This window comes from Nocardia sp. NPDC059154, assembly GCF_042755705.1.
Lineage (GTDB): Bacteria > Actinomycetota > Actinomycetes > Mycobacteriales > Mycobacteriaceae > Nocardia.
In genome coordinates this window covers 66,440-90,605 of sequence record NZ_JBHZCS010000010.1, presented here as the reverse complement: position 1 = coordinate 90,605, position 24,166 = coordinate 66,440, and the positions used below count along the sequence as shown (strand labels likewise).

Sequence of the window (24,166 nt, the reverse complement as noted above, 5' to 3'; positions counted from 1 at the left end):
CGAAGGGAGCAGCAAATGTGCCTGGCAGTCCCGGGAAGGGTTCTCAGCCTGCAGGAACGCAATGGCACCCTGATGTCGATCGTGGACTTCGGCGGCGTGCAGAAGGACGTATGCCTGCAATACATCCCCGACGCCGCGGTCGGCGACTACGTCGTGGTCCACGTCGGTTTCGCCATTCAGCGGCTCGACGAGGAATCCGCCCTGCGGACACTCGCCGAGTTCGAGCATCTGGGTGTTCTGAAGGAGGAGTTCGGTAACGGATTCGAGATCGCGGCCGCGCAGGCGGGCCTGGCGAATCCCGAAGCAGCGCAGGAGTCGACAGGGCAGGAGTCGGATGAACCGGAGGTGGGGTCGTGAAGTACCTCGATGAATTCAGCAACCCGCAGCTCGCCGGGGTTCTCCTCGAGCGGATCCGGGAAAGCGCAACGCGCCGCTGGGCGATCATGGAAGTGTGTGGCGGGCAGACGCATTCGATCATCCGTCACGGCATCGACCAACTGCTGCCCGAGACGATCGAAATGATCCACGGACCCGGCTGCCCGGTGTGTGTGACCCCGCTCGGCATGATCGACAAGGCCCTCGACATCGCCGCGCAGCCCGGCGTGATCTTCTGCTCGTTCGGCGACATGCTGCGGGTACCGGGCAGCTCCAAGGACCTGTTCCGGGTCAAGAGCGAAGGCGGGGACGTCCGGGTGGTGTACTCGCCGCTCGACGCGCTCGAGCTGGCGCAGGCCAACCCCGATCGGCAGGTGGTGTTCTTCGGCATCGGCTTCGAGACCACCGCGCCCGCCAATGCGATGACGGTCTATCAGGCGAAACGGCTTGGCATACGGAACTTCTCGCTGCTCGTCTCGCACGTGCTGGTGCCGCCCGCCATCGCCGCGATCATGGAATCACCGTCGTGCCGGGTGCAGGCGTTCCTGGCCGCCGGACATGTCTGCACGGTGATGGGTACCCGCGAATACCCGCCGCTCGCCGACAAGTACCGGGTTCCGGTCGTGGTCACCGGGTTCGAGCCGCTCGACATTCTCGAAGGCATCCGCCGCACCGTCATTCAGCTCGAATCCGGACGGCACGAGGTGGAGAACGCCTACCCGCGAGCCGTTGCCGAAGCGGGCAACCCGGTCGCGAAGGCGATGCTCGAAGACGTCTTCGAGGTCACCGACCGCGCCTGGCGCGGGATCGGCGTGATACCGCGCAGTGGGTGGCGGCTCTCGGATCGGTATCGCGAGTTCGACGCCGAACAGCGGTTCGCCGTCGGCGACCTGCACACCGCCGAGTCCTCGATCTGCCGTTCCGGTGAAGTGCTGCAGGGGCTGATCAAGCCGCACGAGTGCGCGGCCTTCGGCAAGCAGTGCACACCCCGCAACCCCCTCGGGGCCACGATGGTCTCCTCCGAGGGCGCGTGCGCCGCCTACTACCTGTACCGGCGCCTGGACCTGCCCGCGGAGGTGGCACATGCGTGAGGAGATCTCGGCGCCCGTCGACCTGGCGAACTGGGTGTGCCCCATGCCATTACGGGATTCACCCACCATCGTCATGGGCCACGGTGGCGGCGGCGCGATGTCGGGGGAACTGGTCGAGCATCTGTTCCTGCCCGCCTTCGGCGCGGCCGCCGAGGCCGGGATGGGGGACTCGGCGGTGCTCACCGTCGGGGAGTCCAGGCTCGCCTTCAGCACCGACTCCTTCGTGGTCAAACCGATGGTGTTCCCGGGCGGATCGATCGGTGAGCTCGCGGTCAACGGCACGGTCAACGACCTGGCCATGGCCGGTGCGCGACCGCTGGCGCTGTCGACGGCGTTCATTCTCGAAGAGGGCACCCCGCTGGCCGAGATCGCGCAGATCGCCGGGGCGATGGGTACCGCTGCGCTCGGCGCGGGCGTCACCCTGGTCACCGGTGACACCAAGGTGGTCGATGCCGGGCACGGCGACCGGGTGTACATCAACACCACGGGTATCGGCGTGATCGACGAGGGCGTGGACATCCGTCCCCAGCGCGCGAGTGTCGGGGACGTGGTGATAGTCAGCGGCGATATCGGCTTGCACGGCGTCGCGGTGCTGAGCTGTCGCGAGGGACTGGAGTTCGGCACCACGGTGTGCAGCGATACCGCACCGCTGCACGGCCTGGTGGCTGCCATGCTCGCCACCGGCGCCGACGTGCACGTGCTGCGCGACCCCACGCGCGGCGGTATGGCCGCATCGCTCAACGAGATCGCCCATACCGCGAAAGTCGGTGTGGCACTGGAGGAGAACGACATCCCGATCCCGCCCGAGATCCGCGACGCCTGTGGACTGCTCGGTCTCGACCCGATGTACGTCGCCAATGAGGGCAAGCTGGTCGCCTTCGTCGCGGCCGAGGACGCGGATCGGGTGCTGGCCGCCATGCACGCCCATCCGCTCGGGACGCGGGCCGCCGCGATCGGCGTCTGTGTGTCCGAGCATCCGGGCATGGTGGTGGCCAGGACCGCCCTCGGCGGTACCCGGGTGGTGGATCTGCCGGCCGGAGAACAGCTACCCAGAATCTGCTGAGGCGGAAGGGAATTCGCCCATGGACCCGGTCCACGTCGACGGGACCGAGATGTTCGCGCGCTACGCCTACGCGCCGAACGCGCTCGGCTACTGCGGACCGCCCGACTCTGCCGGGCTGCGTGACGGGTCGAGCGCGGCCGTGCGGGCGACCGCACCGCTGTTCTCCGGGGCGTGGCCGTATCTGTGCGTGATGTCCGCGCTGACCGGGATCGAGGATCCACTCGACGCCCGGCTCGTCGAATCCTATTGGCTCGGTGGCGGAGTCGGTGCCGCGCTGGATCCGGCCGAGTTCGGCGCGGCCCTGCTCGCGCGCATCGGGCCGGTCGCGGGCCAGTATTGGGCGCACCTGAGCGCCCGCCTGGCCGTGGAGGCCGCGCCCAACCACAGCTTCCACGTGCTCGGCGTCTACCCCTGGTCCCGGCTGCTCGATGCGGCGGGTGAAGGCCCGGCCCTGCGGATTCTCGACGACTGCCGGATCACCTGGGCGCGAGTGATCGATCGGAGCGATTCGCAGGTGCTGGTGCGGTCCCGCCGGTTGAGCTGGGATGGCCTGAGCCTGGGCCTGTCCAGGCTCGAGGACCGGACCCTGGACATCTGGCACGACGGGTACGCCGCCGTGCCCGACGTCGAGGTCGGCGACATCCTCGCGGTGCACTGGGATCACCTGTGCGGGCGGATATCACCCTCGCAAGCCGCCGCGCTCGCTACCACGACCGTGCGCCAGATCAGGGTGACCAACGAGCGGCTGGCGCTCGGCCGTTCCGCCGCAACGGCGGGCTCGAGGTCGGATGGGTGAATTCCCACCCGGACCTCGCCCGCGTCGGCTTCCGCCGAAATTCGATGAGTGCCAGCGCAACCGGGACCTGATCAGAGCTGCCCGAGGCGCTCGGCCAGGATCGTGGCGCGGGCCAGCTGGACCTTGCGGGCCTGGCCGGATGCGAAGGCCATCAGTCCGAGCGGGGTGCGCAGCCGGAGCTCGTCCTCGATACGCGTGCCTTCCGGGCCGTCGGCGAACTCGAAGCGGTAGCCCATGTGAACGCCGCCGGGGCTCTTCACCTCACCCCAGACCGCCTTGCCGGGTGTCCCCTCGAGCGACACCCGGATGCGGTTGTCGTATTTCAGCCCGAGGAGCCGGAACCGTTCGACGGCTACGTATGAGCCATCCTGGACATCCTCGACCGCCACGACGAGCGGCGACAGGCCGATGTAGTTCTCGGGCCGGGTCAGATGCTCGTAGGCCGCTTCCATGGGGGCAGGGACGGTGAAGGTGTTACGGAGAATCTTTTCCGGCATTCCCGAACTCTAGCGGTCCCGCTGGTATGGGCTCGGCGCGGTGCGGAACAGCTTGGCGTGCTGCTGATTCCGGTGTATCGGGTCGCACCGATGATGACCAGTCCGATCGACGTGGGGCAGCGATTCAATACTGATCAGTATCGGATACCTATCGGTATCGGTTATGCTTCGGTCATGCCCAAAGGAGTGACCAAGCGCAGGCCGATCACCGTGACCGCTTTGCTGGACGCGGCGTTGGCGCTGTTCGCGGAGCAGGGCTTCGGGGCGACGTCGATTCCGGAGATCTGCGCTCGGGGTGGGCTGACCAAGGGGGCGTTCTACTCGAACTTCGCCGACAAGGACGAGCTGTTCCTGGCGTTGTTCGATCGGGAGTGGAATGCGCGGCTCGAGCGGCTGCGGCAGTTGCTGCCGCCGGACCGCGACCCTGCCGCGACGCTGAGCGGGGCCGTACTCCCGTCGATGGTGGACGAGGCGGAGCGGCGGTGGTTGCTGGTGTCGGCGGAGTTCGGGCTGCATGCGATTCGGCGGCCCGCACTCGCGCGGGCGCTGCTCGAGCACGAGGTCCGCGGTCGCGCCGCAATGGCCGAACTGCTCACCGAGGCGCTCGCGGCGAAAGGGCTCGTTCCCGTGCTGCCGATCGAGGATCTCACCCGGCTGATAGTGACGGTCGTCGAGGGCGAGAACCTGCACACCCTGACCGAGCAGTCGGCTCAGCGTGCCGAAACGGCCACGGCACGTTGGGAAACCGTCGAAATTCTGATCGAGCGACTGTCCGCCCCGGAAGGCGATATCCATGACTGAGCAAGACATCCCTGTCCGCGGCGCGCACGGCCTCGACCATGTCGCCGCCCTGAACGACCTGCTGGCCGACGTCGGTCTCTCCACCGAAAACGCCGGAGGCAGTGTCGGTTTCGCCGGACAGGATCCGATACTGCCTGCCCGCCACCGGCTCGGGGCGTGCATCGGGATCCCGATCATGGCCGCCGCCGTCGGCGCTGTCGCCCTGCATCGCCGCCGTGGTGGCCCGGGCCAGGATCTGCATCTGGACCTGCGGCAGGCCGTGCACGGCATCACCCCGCATGCGTTCTGGCACCCCACCCTCGCCGGTGAACTGCCGCCGTTCCCGCTCGTCGCAGACAATCCCTTCCTGCTCACGCCGTATCGCACAGCTGACGGCCGCACCGTCATGGCCTCGGGCGTCTACCCGCACCTGGCGGCGAAATGGTGCCGATTCCTCGACGTCCCACCCGATTACGCGAAGGTCGCGGCCGCCTTCGCGACCCGCGATGCCTTCGAACTCGAGGACGCCGCGAATGCCGCGGGGCTCCCGCTGTGCATCGCCCGCACCCCCGGGGAATGGCTGGCTCACCCGCAGGGCGCACTGCTGGCGCAGCAGCCCGTGATCGGACTGCGCCGCATCGGCGACGCACCGACATCCGACTTCGGTTCGGCTGCAAGACCTTTGGACGGCATCCGCGTGCTGTCGTTCACCCACGCCATCGCCGGTCCCACCGTGGGCCGCACCCTGGCGGAGCACGGAGCTGACGTGCTGTGCGCCACCCGCCCGAACGATTACGAGCACGACTTCATCTATGCCGAAGCCAATGTCGGCTCTCGCAGCGCCTATCTCGACCTCACCACGGACGCCGGTCGCGAACGCGCCGACGGGCTCCTGGCCGACACCCATATCGTGGTCAACAATCACCGCGGCGACAAGCTCGAGAGCCTCGGCCTCGACCCCGAGCAGCTGGCCGCCCGGTACCCGGGCATCATTGTCGTCTCGGTCACCTGCTACGGCTCCGACGGCCCCTGGCGCACCCGCGGCGGTTTCGACATGAACGGCTCCGCCGCCTCGGGCCTGATGACCCTCGAAGGCACCCCGGAGAACCCGAAACTCCCTGTCACCGGCATGATCAACGATTTCATCACCGGCTATATGGGAGCCATCGGCGCCCTCGGCGCCCTGAACAAACGAGCCATCGAAGGCGGCTCCTGGCACGTCACCGTCAACCTCACCCGCACCGCCATGTGGTACCAAACCCTCGGGCTGGTCGACCCGGCACTCGCCGGCACCGACGACGACCACACCCTTCGCGAACCCGCCGCCTACGACGCCTCCAGCCCTCTCGGCGACATCCACATGCTCGCCCCGCCCGTCCGCTTCTCCCACACCGACCCCGCTTGGCCGGACCCGCCCTTGGTACCGCGCGGCTCCAGCCGACCCGAGTGGCGCGATCGATGAGTAGCTCCGAAGATCCGCACCGGCTGCGGCCCATCACCTGAATGTGTGATGCCTCGGGCGGCGCGGATCGGGCACGCTGACGTTTCGGCCGCTGGTATGGCCCGGATCAGATGATGCCTGTGACGAGGAGCGTCTCCATGACCAAGAGCGACGAATCGACGATGACGGTGGAGCAGGCGCGGACGATCTCTGCGCCGCTGTATGCCGCGTTGAACAGGCCGGCCGAGAAGGACGTCGCAGCACTGCTGGCCGAGGCATGCAACGACGACTACCGGTCGTTCCACACCAACCAGGATTTCCTGACGCGTGACCAGCTGGGTGAGGTGTTCACGCGGATGGGGGAGACCGTCCCGGATCTGGCGTGGGAGGTCGTCGACATCCATGTGGTCGACGACATGATGATCGTGCGCGGCGAGGCGACGGGGACGCCCGTGGCCGAGTTCTGGGGTGCGGCGCCCACCGGTAAGTCCTTCCGCACCATGGCCATCGACGTGTTCACCGTCCGAGACGGAAAGCTCGCCACGGGCTATCACGTCGAGAACTGGGCGACCGCGCTGAAGCAACTGCAGGCCTCGTAGTACGTCCTTGAACCCTGGATCGAGGGAGGGATCACCATGCCGGCAGGGCCCGCGAACACGAATGAGGAACTGGTCGCCGCCGCCCGCGCTCAGCCGGCCGAGATCGCCGCCGGCGCGGCGTGATCCGGTCGGCCGGGAGTAGTCGTGACTGCACAGGCCTTGTGGCTGGACGATATTCGGGTAGGGGATCGCTTCCGGAGCGGGTCCCACACCGTGACCGCGGCGGAGATCGTCTCCTTCGCCGAGTCGTACGATCCGCAGCCGTTCCATCTCGGTGAATCCCTGGCGGCGGGAACGTTTTTCGCCGGGCTGGCGGCCAGCGGATGGCATACGGCCGCGATCACCATGCGGTTGCTCGTCGATGGTGGGCTGCCGATCGCGCACGGCATCATCGGTGTCGAGCAGCAGCTGGCGTGGCCGACGCCGACGCGACCCGGCGACGTGCTGCACGTCGAGTCGGTCGTCACCGCGGTGAAGGTCGGCCGGTCCGATCCCGCGCGCGGAATCGTCACCACCGAGTACCTGACGATCAACCAGGAGGGCGAGGTCAGGCAGCGGGCAACCGGCAAGATCCTGGTGTTCCGGAAACCGGCGTAACACTCCGACCCGGTCAGGCCGGCGGGTGGATTTCGGTGACGATGGTGTACAGCTCGATGATGGTGCCGTCCTGGGTGCGCGCGATGTCCATACCGACGACCACCGGGGGGAGGCCGGGCCCGCCGGGCGGAAGACCCAGTCCGGGTTCTCGGCGCGCAGCTCCTCGGCGCGGCGTTCGAGTTCCTTGCGTCCGTGCATGATTTGTTCCGCCTCGTGCCAGATCACCTCCGCGGCATAGGTTTCGGCGATGGCCGCGGCGCGCCGCGCCGGGTCGGGCTCGTTGAAGACATCGAGGAGATTGCGGCGCATGAGGTCGGCGGGGGAGGGTATCACTGCGGGTCCTCTCACAAGGTAGGCCGCGCTGCCGAGCCCGGATCGGCGGGAGCGTCGCGCGCTACGCGCCGCCGAGCGCCATCGACGGCACCGTGCGTATCGAGCAGTCGTCCGGCGCGGGCTGCCCCGCCAGACGGTCATCGATCCACCGCAGGGCCGCAGCAGTCGCAGCGACTGCGAGACTGGGGTGCTCGCTCATCTGGTCCCGCGTATACGTGATCGGCGCCCCCGATGCGCACCAATTCGCCACCGCCTGGTCGACCCATGCGATGTGGACGATCTCGTCGTTCACGGCGTGATAGAGGAATGTCGGCACGGTCGGCGCCGTGATGCCGTAGTCCGTCTCGTCGAAGAACGCCTGTACCTGCTCGAACACTTGCGAGAAGGGGATCGTCAGGTAGTCGTCCATGTGCAGGAACGGATACTTCTCCACGAGCGGCACCGAGCATTCGTTGTCACCCGCGGCCATCAACGCTTTCCCGGCAGGCGTCAGATACGTGTCGAAAGCTGCCGCCAGACGTGGATCGGCGCGCATCATGCCCGGCAGGAGCGACAGCAGGAAACCGGAGAACGGACCGCCGTCGAGCGACTGCAGATAAGGGCCGATAGGCTCTGACGGCCCACCCGCCCCACCGCCCCGGGCAACACCGACCAGTCGTACTTCGGGAGCGTAGGTCGGCTGCAGCTGCGAGATCCAACCGCTGGCCAACGACCCGCCGGAATAGCCCGCCGCAGCAACCGGAGTATCGGTCCCGGACAGGCCGAGCGGCGTGAATGCCTCGGCCGCGCGCACGCCGTCGAGCGCGGTGTAACCCGGCTGCTTCGGGACGATCGTCGCCCCGTTCGACCCCTCCCAGTCGGGTACGGAAATCGCGTGACCGGACGACAACATCTGGTCGATCTGCAAGAAATCCAAGGAGGCGTCGTACTTGTGGTCCAGCGGGACCGCTCCCTGCCGGAGCGCGTACGAGGGAGCGCACTGCGGGGCTGAGGCATCCTCGGCAACCTGATAGGTGATCAAGCCCTTGACCTGCCTGGTTCGCGGGCGCAGCACCGTCGTCACGGTCGTCATGGGCCGGCCCGCGTTATCTGTCGTTCGATACAGCAACTGCCAGGCATCGGCGTCCTCCGCCTCCGGCCGCATCGAGGCCACCTCGACCGGCCGCGAATTCAGGATGGTGCCCGGCGCCGTCGATTCCCAGCCCGACGGCGGGGTGTAGAACGGGTCGTTCTGCGGAATCGGGATCGGATCCGCATTGCCAACCGCTGCCGGGGTGCCGGTAAGGCACAGTGCGGCCGTTGCCGCGATCAGAACCGAGCGCAGTTGCCGGCGGCCGACCGCTGAACCCCCTGCGCCACAAGAAGATGCGACTTTACTCATCATTTGCACTCCCTCCGCCAGGGAGACTACACACCTGTAGAGGACGCATACCGCAATCCGACGAAAAGGATGACTGGCAGCCGCAACCACTCCCCGGCGCCAGATCAGCCGGTCACCGCACCGAAAATGTCTCCCCCGCAAGGGAAGCCGGTCCGCATCCTCCGTCGACCCGGTCGAGTTCGGCGGCCAGCTCGGCGACGGCAACGGCAACGGCCATCGGCTGCTCCGACAGCCCAGCCGAGCCGGGGATCCTCAGCGATATCGTGCGGCACTTCACCCACCGCGTCAGCCCCGGCAGGGGCGCGCGCAGCCGTCGAGAAGTTGCCCGGCAGCAGTGGACAGCGAGACGCAGTCCGACGCCGAGGCAGCCTCCAGCGCCAGGCCGATTCTTCGATCCAAATTTCCGAAGAATTTGCCGTAGATCGCGCCTCGGTCAGGTCCACAGCCCGACAAATGTCATCGGTAGGTCACTGTGGTCGAATCAGAGACGATGTAGTGGATAGTCGGCATCTGACCCCGGTGAGTACGGCGGCCTCTTCCGCGCGGAAACTCGCCCAGTTCGTTGCCGGTCATCATCACAGCCTACGTACCGGACCGATCGAATCGGTCGCGACACCACGCCGTGGTTTCGGATCAAGGTCAAGGAAATCGCCGAGAATTGTCCAGTAAGGGATTTACCAACCGTCCGAATCCCCACCGCCACAACGGAAATCACCGCTCATACGGCGTGGCACCATCGACATCGAACACGGTAGTCACCCGTACAACGAGCCAGCACAACATGGGGGCGGCTGGGTTGCCCGTAGGCTCGTGGCACGACACACCGGGACTCAGAGCGCTCGCCAGGTCCAGGGCTTCGGCACCAGTCCACGGAGGCACGCGATGCGGTGCTCGGCTTCTATTGCGGCTGCTTGCCTCGTATCCGATCGACCAAGCGCGAAACCGACCCATCGGAACTCCTGGATATCGGCAAGTACCCGATAACCCGGCCACCGGGTCACGTCGTAGCCGCCGTAGGCGTCGACAAAGCTCTGATACTGGCCGGCGGTGATCCGTCGGAAGTCGGTGTAGTCGACCGCCAGTTGAACGAGATCCCACTCGCGCCAACCAACAGATACTTTGTCGAGGTCCAAGACTGTGGGATCACCGGAGGGCGGCACCACGAGATTTCCTTGCCAGGCGTCGCCGTGTATGACGCAAGGCGGCGACGGGTCGTCGAGTTCGTCGTACCGCTGGCGCAGCCGCGCGTACTGCTCCAAAAGCCATGAGCGGTCGGCTTCCTCGATCGTGGTTGCGGACTCGATGCGTTCTCGCAGTCGATCGAATGGCGCGTAGCTCGGCAGCGGGAACTCGGTCGGGGCCGTCAACGCGTGCAACTGGCGGAGCATCGTGCCCAGCTCTTCGGGTGTGGACGGCCTGTGGTCGGGGATCAGTGTCCACCAGGTTACGGGCCGTTCGTCCACCACCGTTGGCTGTGGAATCGAGTTCACCGCGCGCACTGTCGTGATGCCATTTCGGTTGAGCCACTGGGAGATACACAGTTCCCGCTGTGCCGTCCTGTAGCTGTGCGGCTCGCCGATCCGTGCCACGATCCCGTTGGGCAACTCGAAGATCGCATGCGAGCCATCGCGGATGGTGACCGCGCCGTGGGCATCGACGTTGCCGAGTTTCGCCGCCCTGGACAGCACCTCGGCGGCGGTGATCTGCGGTCCAGGCTGGTTCACGAGGACACCTCGAACGCCTCGCACTTGTCGGTGAGCACACTGTACAGCCCATGCACCTCGGGGATGCCGAGGTGCTTGATCGACGCACGAGTCAGCACTTGCAATTCATCGCGAATGCGGTGGGAATGAAGCTCTTTCGCTTGGCTCGCGGCTTGCAATCCGAGCGCGGTTGCTTCCTGGGGGTCGCCTAGACGCATGGTCAGCGTAGCCAGTCGCGTCAGCGAGAAAGTTCGTGACCGAGGGTAGCTCTGGTCTTGTCGCCGGATGGCTTGGCCAATCCGTGGTGCGGCCAAATCCATTTGGTTTCGGGCCAACGCGACCGGTATGAGGGCCTTGCCGGTGCTGCCCAAGTGCTCGGCTTCGTCGTAATAGCACATCCAGGGCGCATCTTCGCCGGGCATGCTGTCGGCGAAGTAATCGTCTGAGCGCGCGACCTCGTTCAACGTCTCGTCGGCGCGACCGAGGGCGGCGAGGAACTGTGCGCGTAGCGCGCTGAGCATGGCGCGGGTGGTGGCAGAAAGCCGGTCAGACCGAACTTGGGCGAGTTCGATCAATGACAGAGCGTTGTCAACGCCGCTGGTGTAGGCCGTCATCCGGGCCATGTCGGCGAGCGTGCTCGCGCGCAGTTCCCACGATCCGGCAGAGTCTGCGCACCAGAGGGCGAATCGGGAGTGTTGCTCTGCGGTGGTGAAGTCGCCGATATCGAAGGCGGCAAAGGCTGCGACGCCGCTCAGGTTGCCAACGGCCTCGAATAATGCCCGGCGCGTTTCGGGTGCGGTCCTTCCTCGCACGAGCGGTGCGAACGAGTAAAGCTGTTCGCTGGCAGCGGTATTGGCTGATCCGCCGCCATGAAGGTTTTCCGTGGTTGCGGCGTGGCGGGTGGCTTCTTTCACTCGCTCGACATCGGACCATGCGACGCTTTCGGCGCACCGGGAATCAGGTGCGTAGCAGGCGGGCACGGACTCCAGGTTGAAAGGGCTGAACACGTTGGCGGCGAGCGATTTGCCGGGTACATCCGTGTCGGCGAGCGAGCTCGCGCCAGCACGCCGCCTCTCTCGCCGATCGCCATCCGCCTGGGCGCGAAGGGTGACAAGCGCTCCGTTTGCCTCGAGAGCGTTGTCGATCGCAGCAACAAGCTCAGGCGAAGGGAGATTGGAATCCTCCCACTCGGTCATGGTGACGTACTGGCGCGAGTAGCCGATCTTGGATGCCAGTATGCGCTGAGAGATGCCCGCCTCTCTTCGGAGGCGTTTGATTTCGCGCGCCAGATCATCGGCAACCGATGGCGGTTGCCGACCGGGTTCGATCGTCGAGTCGCCCTCACCCCTGGTCATGGGTTCATTCTGGTCTACCGCGCAGGTATGGCAAGTCGACTTTCGTAGCGACTTGCCATCTTTCTTGCCTGGCAAACGCCGCGGTTTGCTCGTTGTGAACGCCGCCGCGAACCACGCGGCTCATACCCGAGCGATGAGGGAGCGCTGATGCACCGAGGTAGCAGGGTCTTCAGGTTCCCCGGGGGTGTGTTGGAACTTCAGGCCACCGAGGACGAGTCCGAGGACTGTTCGGGGTTCTACCTGGAATTTCTCAAGTTCAACGAGGGTGTCGGCGAGCACGAGTTACCGCTGGAAGGGGCAGACATGCGTTACATGCCAACGTGTCTGGGCTACCTTCGGACTGACGTGTCCGGGGTGGCGCAGCTGTGGGATCAGAGCCAAATCCGCAACCTCGCAACACGTCTGGGGTACGACTTCGCCGACATGGTGATCTATGACCCGAAGTTCGGGCGGCCCCCGTTGGCTCGCCTGAAGGCGCAAGCAACCCGTTTGGATGCCGAAGCGGTCATTGTCCCTAGCCCTGAGCACTTCGAGGGCGGGGAGGTACCCGGGACGCTGGTCCAGCAACTCGACGTGATCACCGTGAACCCCGAAGAGACCTACGCCCGGCGAACGATGTCGCCTCTTCGAGACCTCCCACCCGCACGTGCCGACGGCGCATAACGGGGAGGGCTGGTCGATACGTCAGACCGAGTTGTTCGCAGCGATCGTGGCTGCCGCCCTGACATCCGTCGTGGTCATCGCGGGATCGGTGCTCGCGGTCGTGCGGTTCGTCTTCAACTTCACGCCAACCGAACTCGTCGCCGAACTCCGGGGATACCTCCACACCGACACCTGGAGCCATTCCGATGCTCAGGCACCTCGAAGGGGGGTGGTTGATCGACGTAGCGATTCAAGAACACCGATGGAGTTGTTCCACAATGCATTTCGCGATGAACCCTCGGCTAACCGCAGCCGTGCCGGGGGTTTCCGCAACCCCGCGGAAGGGTCCCAGTCCACCGGAGACGGATTGGGGCCACTCCCTCATGCTCACTATTAGGGACGCTGGATTCGGCTGCCGCCACTTGGCACCCTGCACGCGGGGGTGTGCCTGCCGGGGATGCGTGGCGTGAGGTGCGGGGCTCCCGATGCGTCCTGCGGATTCTGAAGTGCCGCAGTCTCGACCCGGCTGTGGAGGCGGCATCGGTTCCAGCAGCTCGAATCCAGGCTGCCTGTCAGGGAGTGTGGTTCCGAGATGTGACCCCGGTGAGTACGGCGACCTCTTCCGCCCAGGAACTCGCCCAGTTCGTTGCCGGTCGTCACCACAGCCTACGTACCGGATCGATCGGATCGGTCGCGACGCCACGCCATGGTTTCGGATCACGTGCCGGCGAGGCCGATGAATTCGTGTACCGATCGGACGCTACCGGCGCCGTCGCCGACGGCGGCGGCGATGCGTTTCATCGATCCGGCGCGCATGTCGCCGACCGCGAAGATGCCCGGCACGCTGGTCTCGAACGGGAGGGGGCCGCGGCCCAGGGTGTCCCACATGTCTTCCGCGGTGCCGGGGCCGAGCGCGATGTCGGTGAGAACGAATCCGTCGGAGTCGAGGCGGATGTCGGCGAGCCAGGAGGTCTCCGGGTCGGCGCCGATGAAACAGAACAGGCCGGAACACGGGAGCCGCTGCGGTTCGGGTGCGTTCTTGCCGGACACGGTGATCGCGGCCAGACGATCGTCGCCGTGCAGTGCGGTGACCTCGGTGCCGAGCCGGATGTCGATCGCGGGGTTGGCCTCGATGCGGTGGGCGAGATAGCTCGACATCCCGGCGGACAGATCTCCCGATCGGACCACGAGGGTGACCATGCACCCGCGGCCGGCCAGGAACAGCGCGGCCTGTCCGGCCGAGTTCGCGCCGCCGATCACCGCCACCGGGGTGCAGGAGCAGGTGCGGGCCTCGATTTCGGTGGCCGCGTAATAGATTCCGCGCCCTTCGAAGTCCGGCCAGCGCGGCAGGTCCAGCGCCCGGTACTTCACCCCTCCGGCGAGAATGACCGCCCGCGAGTAGGCGACAGCGCCGTCGGACAGCGTGACCTCGAACAGCGCGCCGGTGCGTCGCACCGAGACGACGCGGCACGGGCTGTTCAGCGAGGCGCCGAACTTCTGCGCCTGCACCATGGCCCGGCCGGTGAGGTCCGCGCCGCTGATGCCGTGCTCGAATCCGAGATAGTTCTCGATGCGGGAGCTGGAACTGGCCTGCCCGCCGACCCCGACTGCGTCGAACACGACCGTGCGCAGCCCTTCGGAGGCGCCGTAGACGGCTGCGGCCAACCCTGCGGGCCCGGCCCCTACGATGATCAGATCTGTTGCGGCCGAATCAGGTTCGGTGTCGGCTGAATACGCGAGGCCGAGGGCCGCGGCGACCTGCGCCGGATTCGCGTCGGTGATCACTCCGGTCGGCGTTACCGCAGCGGGCAGCCGTTCGTCGGTGACGCCGATCGTCCGCGCGAGCGCCGCGCCCGCGGTGCTGTCGATGTCGAACCAGGTATAGGCGATGCGCGCATGCGCGGCCCAGGACCGCAACGCCAGCGACTCGCGAGACAGTTCGCTGCCGAGCATGCGCACGCTGAGCGCGGCGGCGCCGGACTGGAGTTCACTACGGCGGGCGAGGAATGCGGTGAGGATGAGGTCCGACAGTTCGGTGTCCTCGTCCATCAGCCGGCGGAACGCGCCCGGGTCGATCCGGATGATGGAGCCTGCCGCGGTGACCCGCGCGGTCAGATACGTCGACTGCCCGGTGAGCAGGTTCAGCTCGCCCAGGAACTGACCGGGCGTGCACGAAACCACCAGCGCCTCGGGCAGATCCGTGGTCGCCACCCGCACGATCTCCGCGGCGGCGGTGGTCAACACGATGAAGTCGTAGGTCCGCTGCCCGGTTCCGTACAGCACCGCACCCGGCTGCACGACCTCGACGCTGCCGTATCCGCGCACCCGCTCGAGTTGTGCATCGGACAGGACGGGGAAGCGCTCAGCTTCGGGGTCGTGCGCGGGCGCGGCGGGAGTCATGGGGCCGACCCGTCGATGTCGCCGAGGAAGTCGCTGACGTCGGCGGCGAATTCCTGGGTGTGCTGGAAGATGCCATTGCCCGCGCACACCACCCTGGTGGGGGCGACTGCGTAGCTGAGCGCGGTCGAGGTCATGTCGCTTCCCTTCGCAGGACTGCCGGTCAGCGGGCCGTTGCCGATCGGTCGGACCAGGTTGCCATTCCCCAGCACGACGATCACTCACCTATTCGTGTGACGGCAAGCTGTGCAGGGTGTTCGCAAGCTGGACCCGGGACTGGATGCCGAGCTTGGTGAACGCCGAACGCAGATGGGTGCCGATGGTATTGACCGAGATGCCGAGCTCGGCGGCCGCGGATTTATTGGTGTGCCCCGCGCCGATGAGGGCCGCGACCCGGCGTTCCGAGGGCGTGAGCGAGGCCCAGCCGTCGGTTGAGTGATGCAGTGTGACAAGCCATTTGGAACGACGAGCACCGGCCGCCCGCATCACGTTCTGGATCTCGGCGGTCTTGGCCCGGGCATTCATGGTGTGGAATTCCTCCCACGCGCGGTCCAGTTCGGTCAGGCCGCGGCTGCGGTCACCGGCGGCGAGGAGGGCCCGCCCGTAGGATTCGGCTCCGCAGGCGCGCAGCAGGGGACGTGGGCTGCGGGCGAGAACCTGTGCGGAACGGCCGATGAGGTCCAGATCGCCACTGTTGCGGCCGCGCAGGTTCAACGCCATGCCCTCGAAACTGGCGACCCCGGGATTCCGGCTCGCTGCCACTTCCGCGACCGCTGTTGCCAGAGCAGTGAATTCGTGATCCATGGCGGTGTCGCCGATCTTGAAGAACAGGCCCGTCCAGCACGGCCACAGTGGCCAGTAGCCGTTGCACACGCCCGCCCCGTCCAGGACGGGCCGCCACGTGGCCATGGCGCTCTCGAACTCACCGCGGGCGGCGGCGAGCCAGCCGCGCATGACCCCGACCACCGGCTTGCGGGTGTGGTCACCGCCTCGAACGATCTCGTCGGTGGTCCGGATGTGCTGATCCGCGCGCTCGATGTCGCCCTGCAACAACGCCACCGCGACGCTCACCATGGCGCCGTCGCAGGCCTGCTCGGTGTTGCCGAGGGTGCGGCCGAGGTCGATGAGCGCGCGGGCTGCGGCATCTGCCTCGTGGAGGCGTCCGAGATTGAAGTCCAGCCACATTTCGCTGCCGCTCGAGGCCGGCAGGATGGCTTCGGTCGTGCAGTGGTCGGTGCGGGCCTGATCGAGCAGCGCCTGTGCGTGGTCGTAGCGGTCGAGGAACTGCAGCTCGATGATCTCCTCGGCCAGGTAGGAGACCCCGCCGAGAGCGCGAAGTTCGCGAAAATGGCCCAGCGCCGTGAGGTGGCGGGCATCGTTCTTCGCGGCCTCACCGGCCGCCTGCAGAGCCAGGCCGAGCGCCTCGCGGTCGTCGACCGTCCGGGCGAGGTCGAGCGCGGCCTCGCTGACGCGGATGGCGGCGGGTCCGCGGGCGATGCGGGTGTTGGCCAGGGCAGCGGCAGCGCGCAGGCGGGCGGTGACCGTGGGCTCGAGGGTTCGGGTGCCGAGGACCCGCTCGGTGCGGGTGACGAGATCGCTGATGCGACCGCTCAGCCACAATGCCTGGGCCACTTGGGTTTCCACTTCAGCGACGAGAGTGTTGTCGTCCAGGCGAGCGAGGATCAGGTCGGCGACGGTGATGGCCTCGGTGGAACGCTGGGTGCGGCAGAGCACCGACAGGCACCGTTTGCTGAGGTCGAGCCAGGCGGGCTGGTCGGGTCGAACGGCCCGGAAGGCGAGCGCCGCCAGTTCCCCGGCCTCCTCGGGGTGGGCCGCCACCAGGGATTCGGCGACCTGAACCATGGTCGTGGCGCCGGGGAGATCGCCCGGACCGATCGCTTCCCGCGCGTGCGCGGCGGCGATGAGTTCTTCGGAGGCTGCGAGGTAGTAGACGGCGCAGCTGCGATGCAGCCGTCGAGCGGGTGCGGCCGGAATACCGGCGCACACCGCGGCACGCACCAGGTCATGCCGGCAGTCCACACGCTCGCCCTCGGCGCGCAGCAATCCCGACTCCAAGGCGCCGGAAAGAGCTTGTGGGAGCTGCTGTTCGGAGCTCGCGGTACCGAGCCTGCCGAGGTCGGGTACCGGAACCGCACGGCCGGCGATGGCGACGGTCTGCACGAGATCCCGCGCGGCGGGGCCGAGCTGTGCCAGCCTGGCGGCAATGGCCGCCGTGAATTCCACCGATACGGTGTCGGAGTCGTCGCGGGCGGTGGCTCGTGCGACATTGTCGATGATCTGGACGGCCAGTGCGGGATTGCCGTCGATGGCATCGAGGTATCCGCGCAGCCGCTGGTCGGGCAGGTGGCCCAGCCGATCCTGCGCGATCATGGCCAGGTCCGGCAGCGCCAGCGGGCCCAGCCGAATCTGCTCGACAGCGGCGAGTCCGTGTCCGGGGAGATCGGCGTCCACATCGTCATCGCGGGTTGTCAGCACCCACACGACGGGCAGCCCGACCAGGCGTGGAATCACGGTCCGCAGGAGGAACTGGCTGACCCGATCGGCGCGGTCCACATCGTCGACGGCGAGCAACAGTGGGGCGGTGGCGGCGCGGTTCTCGAGCGCCGAGGCGACGGCTTCGACCAGGAGGAGCGGTTCTGCCGATTGCGCGACGATGCCCGCATAGTCGGCGGTGGCCAGCAAGGGATCTCGTCCGGAACGTAGCAGCCCCAGCACCGTCGCACCCGGCTGGACCTGCTCCACGATGTCGCAGCGACCGGCCGCGACACGCATGCCGGTGCGCTCGGCCTGGCGGCATATCTCCGACAGCAGCGCCGTCTTGCCGAGCCCGGCGGCGCCGGTGATCCAGATGATCCCGCCGGTGCCGTGTCTGCTCGCGCCTCGCAGCACCGCCAGCGCACGCCGCATCGGTTCGCTCCGGCCCCGCAACGGCTCGGAATGCAACGGACACCGCCTTTCCCCGCAGCCACCCTGGACTACCCATTCTGCGCGGCCGCTCGAGCTCCGGCGTCGCGAATTCGTCCAATCGGTGCTCGACGGCGCGGCTCGCCTCACCTGTTTGCGGTAGAGACGCCCCGGCCCGCTCGCTCGATACTGGGGCGACGATCCGTATGCGGGACCATGCAGGCCGTTGGATGGCTTCACGCGCGGCTGGACCGAGGAGGAGGCATGCACGACGCGCATGGCGCGCTCGCGTCGCAGCCTCCCGGGGCGGGACCGCAGCTGGGCTGGCAGCGTAGTGGCCGCGGCGCGCATTCGACAGTGTTTCTCCACGGCTGGCCGCAGACGTCCCACGCGTGGCGCCGGGTGCTTCCGCTGCTGGGCGAGCTCTGTTCCGCGGTCGCGCTGGACCTGCCGGGAGTGGGCCGATCCGCGCCCCAGCCGCACGCGTTCGACAAGGTCACGATGGCGGCGAATGTGCATGCCGCACTGGAGGATCTGGGCCTGGGCCGGGTGTTCCTGGTCGGGCACGACATGGGTGCGCTCGTCGGCTATGCCTTCGCTCGACGGTATCCCGCCGCCGTCCGGGGACTGGTCAGCGTCGATACGGCGCTGCCCGGCATCGCCGGATGGGAGGACGTCACCTGCTCGCCGGCCTACTGGCATCTCGGCTTCCACAGCGACAGCTCCTGCGGCCGTTTCACCGCCCAGCCCCTGGTCCAGGGCAACGAGCGTGAGTACTTCCGCCGATTCATCGACCGCTTCGCCGCGCACCCGGAGGCGATCGGCGACACCGACATCACCGCCTACGTGTCGGGCTATCAGGGTGCGGATCGTCTCACCGCGGGGTTCAAGATGTTTCGTGCGCTGCCACTCGATATCGCCGACAATCAGCACGCCACCGAGGCGCTCGAGGTGCCGATCCTGCTCGCGTTCAGCGAGTTCTCCCACGCCACCGTCACCGACACCGTCGCGCAGGGACTACGCGATGTCGGAGTCACCGATGTACGCACCACCATGATCCCCGATGCCGGGCACTGGCCGGCCGAGGAACAACCGGTGTCGCTGGCCCGAGCCATTACCGAGTTCGTCGAATCGATCGTCTTCATCGATGAAAAACGGTGAGTATCAACGACCTCGGGCGGCGGGGTCGATCAGTTCTGGAATTGGGAATAGGCGGCGGCGAACAACGTGTAGGGGTTCCCGTGACCGGGGAAGAGACCGGTCATCTCGTCGATAACCTCTTGCGCGGACGACAGTTTGGCGACAGCCCGGTCGAATGCCTCTATGTAGGAACGGGATTGCGCGATTTGCCGTTCGGCGTCGTCGTCGGGCGCGCCGGGATCCTTGTGCCCGGCGATGATCGTGGCGGGGTGCAGGTCGGCGATCTTGTCGATGGTCGCCAGCCACGTCCGGCGGCTGTCGGGCGTCGAATTCCACAGCCACATATGGATGTTGTTGTACACGGCGTCGCCGGAGCAGACGGTGTCCAACTCGGGGATATGGACCACGGTGTTGAGGACACCGTCGGCGCCCCCGACTTCGACCAAGCGCACCGGGTGGTCGTCCACGGTCAGGGTTTCCGATTCGACCGGCTGCGGGAGTGCCGGCGTGCGGTCGAACCGGTCACCGAACCACGCGATCCAGTTCTGCTGCACCTCGGGTCCGAGGTTGTAGCGCGCCTCCTCGATGACGGTGGTGTTCAGAGCCAGCAGCCGGGCCTGCGGGAAAGCCTCGAGGACCGGGCCCGCGCCGAAGAAGTGATCGCCATGACCGTGGGTGATGACGATGCTGGTCAGGTTCTTGCCGGTGTCGCCGATCCAGGCGGCGAGGCGGCGGCCTTCCTCGACCGTCATGAGCGCGTCGACCAGGATGGCGTCCCGCGCACCGGAGATCAGCGTGGCGGTCGACGCGGGCCAGGTGGCGGCGGTGTCCGGATCCCATCCCGGTCCACCGTTGATCGGCAGGTATCCGGTGTTGAAGACGTCGATCGTGAGAGACATGGCAATTGCTTTCGCTCGCAAGGGGCAATCGGTGGTCTGGACGACCCGGAAGCCGGATCACGGCTCGAGTATCCGGAGTCGGTTCCGGACGCTCCATCACCCGAATATGTGACCCTGCCGCGAGGCACTGATGCTGGTTCGAGAGGCGGCAGATCGAACGCAGGCTACGATTGACCAAGCAATTGCTTGGTAGAGGGAGAAGTAGTGAGCGATGACTTCCGGGGACGTGCTGGTGCCGCACTGGTCGCGGGTGGCACCGGTGGGATAGGTGCCGCGGTGGTCCGCCTGCTGGCGCACCGGGGCAGCGATATCGGACTCACCTATCGCGCGAATCGAGACGCGGCCGAGTTGCTGACGAAGGACGTCGAGCGGGTCGGACGCTCCTGCCGCGCCTGGGCGCTGGATCTCACCGATCCGAGTGCGGTCGCGAATGTCGTCGCGCAGTTCGAACAGCGATTCGGCAGTCTGCACACCGTGGTCTACGCCGCCGGACCCCATGTGCCGATGGTTCATCTGAGCAGCGTGTCGCCGGAGCAGTACCGGGAGCAGTTGACTGCCGACGCCGCGGCGTTCTTCAACCTGATGCACGCCACCCTGCCGCTGCTACGCCGGTCGCAGGGCTCGGTCGTCGCGGTGACCACGGCCGCAACACGCCGCTATCCGGTCCGCGATGGCCTTTCCGCCGGCACCAAGGGTGCCGTGGAAGCCGTCGCCCGCGGCCTGGCGGCCGAAGAGGGTCGCTACGGCATCCGCGTCAACTGTGTCGGTCCGGGCATGCTGACCGACGGTATGGCCGAGCGCTTGATCAATTCCGGAGATCTCGATCGAACCGCGCTCGAGGTCGCCCGGCGCAATATCCCGCTGCGCCGCTTCGGGAATGCGGACGACATCGCAGAAGCCGTCGCATTCCTCGCATCGGACCGATCGGACTTCATCTCCGGCCAAACACTGGACGTCGACGGCGGCTACACGGTCTGACGGACTTTACCGGCCGAGGGCGCGGCCCAGGGGGGAGGGCGTCGGGGATGCCCATGGCGTGGGAGCTGGCGGCGTGGGTGAGGCCGCGCAGGGCGTCGACGGTGGTGTGCCAGACCCGGCCGGGGGTGGAAGCATCCCGGCCTCCGGGCCGCTCACGCCGACCCCTCCGGCTCGGCTGTAGTAGTGGGCAACCGGGTGATGAACCAGTCCCGCGCGAGCTCCGCGGCCTTACGCAGGGTGCCCGGTTCCTCGAACAGATGGGTCGCGCCGGGCACCTCCGCCAGCACGGTCTCACATGACATTGCGTTGGCCGCATGGCGATTCAGATCCATGACCAGGTAGTCGTGACCGCCCACGATCAGCAGAGTCGGCGCCCGTACCGCCGACAGCGCGCGGCCGGTCAGATCGGGTCGTCCGCTTCGAGACACCACTGCCCGCACGTGCACGGGCGAATCGGCTGCGGCGCGCAGGGCGGCGGCGGCACCGGTACTCGCCCCGAAATACCCGATCGGCAGCCCCTCCGTGTGTTCCTGTCCGCTCAACCAGTCGGTGACCGCCACCAATCGCCGGGCCAGCAGGTCGATGTCGAACACGTTGGCGCGGTTGATTTCCTCGGCCGTGGTGAGCAGGTCGAACAGCAGCGTGCCGAGTCGGGCCCGCTGCAGCACCTCGGCGACGTAGCGGTTGCGCGGGCTGTGGCGGCTGCTGCCGCTACCGTGCGCGAACACCACGACACCGATCGGATGCTCTGGAATGGTGAGATGACCTGACAGCATGGCTTTCCCGGCCCGCACACACACCTCGTCGTCGCGCAGCGGCGGATCCGCGACCGGTCCCGGTTGTGGCCGCGGATCCGGGGCAGCAGCGCGAGCCAACAGACGGCCCGCCTCGGCGCGATCCTCGAAGACCATCGAAACCTCCTTACGGCGGGTACTTCCAGCCTCACAGCCACCGGCAGCCACCGGCAGATCCGGTTGTCGCCGGCAGGGAGAGTCGTTGGTCCCACAACGACCTCCGAGACATTGGATTGCGGATAGCGGGGGTGCGGTTCCGGAGCACCTGACGCGCCGACTACGCCGACCACTTCACCGGCCTGATCCTGCGATGGAACGCCGCCGGGTCACTGTGGGTCGAGGCTGACGTCAGCAGCACGAAACGATGGACCTACACCCGGGCAGGAGGCGGTGCAGCGCCGCCGCAACGATGACCGAAGGCATGGCGTCAGCCCTCGGTATCGGTGACTTTCGGCCGTCACCAACGGCCACACATCGCGACATGCTGAACAGTACGAAGCTGCGAATCCCGAGGAAGGAATAGCGATGTCGAGCACGCATCCCGATACCGACACCATCCGCGCGGCACTGACCCTGGCCGTGCGCGCCCCGTCGGTGCACAACACGCAACCCTGGCAGTGGCGTATCGGGGAGAGCACCCTGCATCTGTACGCCGACGACACTCGCTGGCTGAAGCACACCGACCCCGACCGCCGCGAACTGGTGCTCAGCTGTGGCGCGGCACTGCATCACCTGCGAGTGGCGATCGGCGCGGTCGGATGGGAGACGATGGTGCACAGGCTCCCGAATCCCGCGGATCCGCGACATCTGGCCGCGATCGAATTCAGCTCAGGGGCCACTGATCCCATGACGGTGCAGCTGGCGCAGGCCATCGCTCGACGTCGCAGCGACCGGCGGCATTTCACCTCCTGGGAGGTGCCCGCCGTGCACGCGGACAAGGTCATCGCCGCCGCCCGTGTCGTGGGCGTGGAAATTCGCGACGTCGACGCCCTCGAGGCACGTGGGACATTGGCGCAGGCCTTCGAGCAAGCGTCGGCGAGCCACGCGCAAGACCCGGACTACATCGCGGAATTGCATGCCTGGAGCGGCCACCATGCCGCACCATCCGGCGTCCCCGCCCGCAATGCCGTGGTCCCCACGGACCCGGCCGTGCGTCCGTTCTCCGATCCTCGGCTCCCCGAAGCCGTAGTCCGCGACACCGACGAATTCTCGCGAATGCTGTTGCTCAGCACCGGGTCCGACGATCCCCTGGCGTGGCTGCGCGCCGGCGAATCCACCAGCGCCGCCCTGCTGACCGCGACCGTCCGCGGCCTGGCCACCTGCGCTCTCACCGAACCTCTGGAACTGCCTGCCATCCGGGAACAAATCCGCACGAACATCCTCGGCGGCTTCGGCCACCCGCAAGTGATCATCCGGATGGGCTGGGCGGCAACCAGCGCCGACCCGGTCCCGCCCAGCCCCCGCCTCGCGCTGGACGACGTGGTTCACCCGCTGCAACCGGCCGACTCGGCTCGCCAATCGCACTGACCACGCCGGGATGGTCGGTCCGCATGATGTCGCCAACTCGGCTGTCGGCCGAGCGGTGACGCAACCCCGCCATGATCAGTGTGGGATCGACGATGTCGAATCCTGTGTCCGCGTGGCCGTCAGGGATGAATCGGAATGGTGTGCGGTGCGTGCAGATTCAGACCCTGCGCGATGGAATCCGAAAAGGCGCTGATGGCGGTCCAATCCCGCAGGTCGCCGTAGCGACCGCCGCCGAGTAGGCGGTAGAGGACGCGTGCGCCAAGGGAAACGCCGACGCGCTCGTAGTGCCCCGCGAAAGCCTGGTATCCACGCGGATTGATCGAGTCACGCAGGGTGGCAATGCGTTTCGGCACAATGCGGCCGACTCGGTGGCCGATCGGCCCGCGCAGCGCCGGTCCGATGCCGACACTGAAGAGCCAGGCCGGCCGAGCGCTGAGTTCGTTGCGGTGGGATGCCACGTACTCCGCGACGGTGGGCAGCAGGGCCATATCGTGCACCGCGCTGCCGATGACCACGGCGTCGAAACGCGACAGGTCCGGCGCGTGCTCGGCGTCGGCGACCTCGACGGTCGCACCCCGGGCGGCGAGATCGTTGCCGATGTACTCGGCGATCTCCCGGGTCGACCCCTGAGCCGAAGCGAAAACGATGCTGACTGCAGGCTTGCGATTCTCCATGTGCCGAGCGTGCGCCCCGGAGACGGTTCAGAATCAGAGGACTCGTGCCCGGCCGGAGGGGACGATGGTCACCAGCCCGCCGGCGGGACACGGAAGTCCCGCTAGTCGACATCGGCCCATGGCCGGTGCCGGGACCGGAGCCGAGAATGGGGAGCATTCCATCGCTGGTCGGAGGTAAG

The 24,166-nt window shown here is 67.3% G+C and carries 21 protein-coding genes and 1 pseudogene; 12 read left to right on the top strand and 10 right to left on the bottom strand.

Translation table 11 applies throughout. The features are described from left to right. Positions 1–15 precede the first annotated feature (15 nt). The 4 genes from ACFXN1_RS11655 to ACFXN1_RS11640 are packed head-to-tail and all read left to right on the top strand — an operon-like array spanning position 16 to position 3,325. On the top strand, positions 16–357 hold the full coding sequence (locus ACFXN1_RS11655) for a HypC/HybG/HupF family hydrogenase formation chaperone (protein ID WP_364618377.1): 342 nt from the start codon (positions 16–18) through the stop codon (positions 355–357). After that, positions 354–1,466 (top strand): hydrogenase formation protein HypD, encoded by a 1,113-nt coding sequence (gene hypD / locus ACFXN1_RS11650; protein ID WP_379396205.1) that lies wholly within the window; start codon positions 354–356, stop codon positions 1,464–1,466. Before ACFXN1_RS11655 ends, hypD begins: the two co-directional genes overlap by 4 nt. Further along, the gene (gene hypE, locus ACFXN1_RS11645; RefSeq protein ID WP_379396203.1) at positions 1,459–2,529 is read left to right on the top strand and encodes a hydrogenase expression/formation protein HypE; all 1,071 of its coding nucleotides are present in this window, start codon (positions 1,459–1,461) and stop codon (positions 2,527–2,529) included. The genes hypD and hypE overlap by 8 nt, the downstream gene beginning before the upstream one ends. Before the next feature lie 19 nt (positions 2,530–2,548). Then, positions 2,549–3,325 carry a DUF6390 family protein gene (locus tag ACFXN1_RS11640; RefSeq protein WP_379436762.1) on the top strand — a complete coding sequence of 259 codons (777 nt, stop codon included), beginning with the start codon at positions 2,549–2,551 and terminating at the stop codon, positions 3,323–3,325. Positions 3,326–3,396: 71 nt separating this feature from the next. On the opposite strand, the gene ACFXN1_RS11635 is transcribed toward ACFXN1_RS11640, so the two are convergent. Next, complete coding sequence (locus ACFXN1_RS11635) at positions 3,397–3,822, bottom strand: SRPBCC family protein (protein ID WP_379436761.1); 426 nt, start codon at positions 3,820–3,822, stop codon at positions 3,397–3,399. Positions 3,823–3,996: 174 nt separating this feature from the next. Between ACFXN1_RS11635 and ACFXN1_RS11630 the strand changes: the two genes are divergently transcribed. The 4 genes from ACFXN1_RS11630 to ACFXN1_RS11615 all read left to right on the top strand — a co-directional run bounded on the left by ACFXN1_RS11630 (position 3,997) and on the right by ACFXN1_RS11615 (position 7,239). Further along, entirely contained in the window at positions 3,997–4,623 is a 627-nt protein-coding gene (locus ACFXN1_RS11630) for a TetR/AcrR family transcriptional regulator (protein WP_379436759.1), read from the top strand. Next, the gene (locus ACFXN1_RS11625; protein WP_379396195.1) at positions 4,616–6,064 is read left to right on the top strand and encodes a CoA transferase; all 1,449 of its coding nucleotides are present in this window, start codon (positions 4,616–4,618) and stop codon (positions 6,062–6,064) included. Before ACFXN1_RS11630 ends, ACFXN1_RS11625 begins: the two co-directional genes overlap by 8 nt. A 137-nt stretch (positions 6,065–6,201) precedes the next feature. After that, on the top strand, positions 6,202–6,642 hold the full coding sequence (locus tag ACFXN1_RS11620) for an ester cyclase (protein WP_379436758.1): 441 nt from the start codon (positions 6,202–6,204) through the stop codon (positions 6,640–6,642). A 144-nt stretch (positions 6,643–6,786) separates the two neighbouring features. Next, positions 6,787–7,239, top strand: a complete 453-nt coding sequence (locus ACFXN1_RS11615; RefSeq protein WP_379436756.1) for a MaoC family dehydratase — start codon at positions 6,787–6,789, stop codon at positions 7,237–7,239. Positions 7,240–7,633: 394 nt separating this feature from the next. Here ACFXN1_RS11615 and ACFXN1_RS11610 read toward each other — a convergent pair whose 3' ends face one another. The 3 genes from ACFXN1_RS11610 to ACFXN1_RS11600 all read right to left on the bottom strand — a co-directional run bounded on the left by ACFXN1_RS11610 (position 7,634) and on the right by ACFXN1_RS11600 (position 12,011). Further along, positions 7,634–9,043, bottom strand: a complete 1,410-nt coding sequence (locus tag ACFXN1_RS11610; protein ID WP_379436755.1) for a lipase family protein — start codon at positions 9,041–9,043, stop codon at positions 7,634–7,636. A gap of 740 nt (positions 9,044–9,783) precedes the next feature. Further along, entirely contained in the window at positions 9,784–10,677 is an 894-nt protein-coding gene (locus tag ACFXN1_RS11605) for a phosphotransferase enzyme family protein (RefSeq protein WP_379436753.1), read from the bottom strand. Next, complete coding sequence (locus tag ACFXN1_RS11600; protein ID WP_379436751.1) at positions 10,674–12,011, bottom strand: helix-turn-helix transcriptional regulator; 1,338 nt, start codon at positions 12,009–12,011, stop codon at positions 10,674–10,676. Before ACFXN1_RS11600 ends, ACFXN1_RS11605 begins: the two co-directional genes overlap by 4 nt. Positions 12,012–12,197: 186 nt before the next feature. Between ACFXN1_RS11600 and ACFXN1_RS11595 the strand changes: the two genes are divergently transcribed. Continuing rightward, positions 12,198–12,674 carry a hypothetical protein gene (locus ACFXN1_RS11595; RefSeq protein WP_379436750.1) on the top strand — a complete coding sequence of 159 codons (477 nt, stop codon included), beginning with the start codon at positions 12,198–12,200 and terminating at the stop codon, positions 12,672–12,674. A 696-nt stretch (positions 12,675–13,370) separates the two neighbouring features. Here the strand turns inward: ACFXN1_RS11595 and ACFXN1_RS11590 are convergent. From ACFXN1_RS11590 to ACFXN1_RS11580, 3 genes are all read right to left on the bottom strand, one after another. Next, positions 13,371–15,053 (bottom strand): FAD-dependent oxidoreductase, encoded by a 1,683-nt coding sequence (locus ACFXN1_RS11590; protein WP_379436749.1) that lies wholly within the window; start codon positions 15,051–15,053, stop codon positions 13,371–13,373. After that, positions 15,050–15,187 (bottom strand): hypothetical protein, encoded by a 138-nt coding sequence (locus ACFXN1_RS11585; protein ID WP_379436748.1) that lies wholly within the window; start codon positions 15,185–15,187, stop codon positions 15,050–15,052. The genes ACFXN1_RS11590 and ACFXN1_RS11585 overlap by 4 nt, the downstream gene beginning before the upstream one ends. Positions 15,188–15,275: 88 nt before the next feature. Next, entirely contained in the window at positions 15,276–18,254 is a 2,979-nt protein-coding gene (locus ACFXN1_RS11580) for an AAA family ATPase (RefSeq protein ID WP_379436746.1), read from the bottom strand. Here ACFXN1_RS11580 and ACFXN1_RS11575 point away from each other — a divergent pair. Further along, the gene (locus ACFXN1_RS11575; RefSeq protein WP_379436744.1) at positions 18,240–19,136 is read left to right on the top strand and encodes an alpha/beta fold hydrolase; all 897 of its coding nucleotides are present in this window, start codon (positions 18,240–18,242) and stop codon (positions 19,134–19,136) included. The genes ACFXN1_RS11580 and ACFXN1_RS11575 overlap by 15 nt on opposite strands. 29 nt (positions 19,137–19,165) lie before the next feature. On the opposite strand, the gene ACFXN1_RS11570 is transcribed toward ACFXN1_RS11575, so the two are convergent. After that, positions 19,166–20,014: an MBL fold metallo-hydrolase gene (locus ACFXN1_RS11570; protein ID WP_379436743.1), complete on the bottom strand. Its 849-nt coding sequence runs from the start codon at positions 20,012–20,014 to the stop codon at positions 19,166–19,168. 204 nt (positions 20,015–20,218) lie between these two features. On the opposite strand from ACFXN1_RS11570, the gene ACFXN1_RS11565 reads away from it, so the two are divergent. After that, on the top strand, positions 20,219–20,992 hold the full coding sequence (locus tag ACFXN1_RS11565) for an SDR family NAD(P)-dependent oxidoreductase (protein WP_379436741.1): 774 nt from the start codon (positions 20,219–20,221) through the stop codon (positions 20,990–20,992). A gap of 152 nt (positions 20,993–21,144) precedes the next feature. On the opposite strand, the pseudogene ACFXN1_RS11560 reads toward ACFXN1_RS11565, so the two are convergent. Beyond that, a pseudogene (locus ACFXN1_RS11560) lies at positions 21,145–21,978 on the bottom strand (dienelactone hydrolase family protein); the annotation flags it as partial. A 333-nt stretch (positions 21,979–22,311) separates the two neighbouring features. On the opposite strand from ACFXN1_RS11560, the gene ACFXN1_RS11555 reads away from it, so the two are divergent. Then, on the top strand, positions 22,312–23,313 hold the full coding sequence (locus ACFXN1_RS11555) for an Acg family FMN-binding oxidoreductase (RefSeq protein WP_379436739.1): 1,002 nt from the start codon (positions 22,312–22,314) through the stop codon (positions 23,311–23,313). A 119-nt stretch (positions 23,314–23,432) separates the two neighbouring features. Here the strand turns inward: ACFXN1_RS11555 and ACFXN1_RS11550 are convergent, their stop codons facing one another. Continuing rightward, entirely contained in the window at positions 23,433–23,987 is a 555-nt protein-coding gene (locus tag ACFXN1_RS11550) for a flavodoxin domain-containing protein (protein ID WP_379436738.1), read from the bottom strand. Between the last annotated feature and the right edge of the window lie 179 nt (positions 23,988–24,166).

Bases quoted from the DNA above. Each gene is read 5' to 3' on its own strand.
- ACFXN1_RS11655 (WP_364618377.1), top strand. From the start codon at position 16: ATGTGCCTGGCAGTCCCGGGAAGGGTTCTCAGCCTGCAGGAACGCAAT.
- hypE (WP_379396203.1), top strand. From the start codon at position 1,459: ATGCGTGAGGAGATCTCGGCGCCCGTCGACCTGGCGAACTGGGTGTGC.
- ACFXN1_RS11640 (WP_379436762.1), top strand. From the start codon at position 2,549: ATGGACCCGGTCCACGTCGACGGGACCGAGATGTTCGCGCGCTACGCC.
- ACFXN1_RS11635 (WP_379436761.1), bottom strand. From the start codon at position 3,822: ATGCCGGAAAAGATTCTCCGTAACACCTTCACCGTCCCTGCCCCCATG.
- ACFXN1_RS11630 (WP_379436759.1), top strand. From the start codon at position 3,997: ATGCCCAAAGGAGTGACCAAGCGCAGGCCGATCACCGTGACCGCTTTG.
- ACFXN1_RS11625 (WP_379396195.1), top strand. From the start codon at position 4,616: ATGACTGAGCAAGACATCCCTGTCCGCGGCGCGCACGGCCTCGACCAT.
- ACFXN1_RS11620 (WP_379436758.1), top strand. From the start codon at position 6,202: ATGACCAAGAGCGACGAATCGACGATGACGGTGGAGCAGGCGCGGACG.
- ACFXN1_RS11600 (WP_379436751.1), bottom strand. From the start codon at position 12,011: ATGACCAGGGGTGAGGGCGACTCGACGATCGAACCCGGTCGGCAACCG.
- ACFXN1_RS11590 (WP_379436749.1), bottom strand. From the start codon at position 15,053: ATGACTCCCGCCGCGCCCGCGCACGACCCCGAAGCTGAGCGCTTCCCC.
- ACFXN1_RS11585 (WP_379436748.1), bottom strand. From the start codon at position 15,187: ATGACCTCGACCGCGCTCAGCTACGCAGTCGCCCCCACCAGGGTGGTG.
- ACFXN1_RS11575 (WP_379436744.1), top strand. From the start codon at position 18,240: ATGCACGACGCGCATGGCGCGCTCGCGTCGCAGCCTCCCGGGGCGGGA.
- ACFXN1_RS11580 (WP_379436746.1), bottom strand. From the start codon at position 18,254: ATGCGCGTCGTGCATGCCTCCTCCTCGGTCCAGCCGCGCGTGAAGCCA.
- ACFXN1_RS11570 (WP_379436743.1), bottom strand. From the start codon at position 20,014: ATGTCTCTCACGATCGACGTCTTCAACACCGGATACCTGCCGATCAAC.
- ACFXN1_RS11555 (WP_379436739.1), top strand. From the start codon at position 22,312: ATGTCGAGCACGCATCCCGATACCGACACCATCCGCGCGGCACTGACC.
- ACFXN1_RS11550 (WP_379436738.1), bottom strand. From the start codon at position 23,987: ATGGAGAATCGCAAGCCTGCAGTCAGCATCGTTTTCGCTTCGGCTCAG.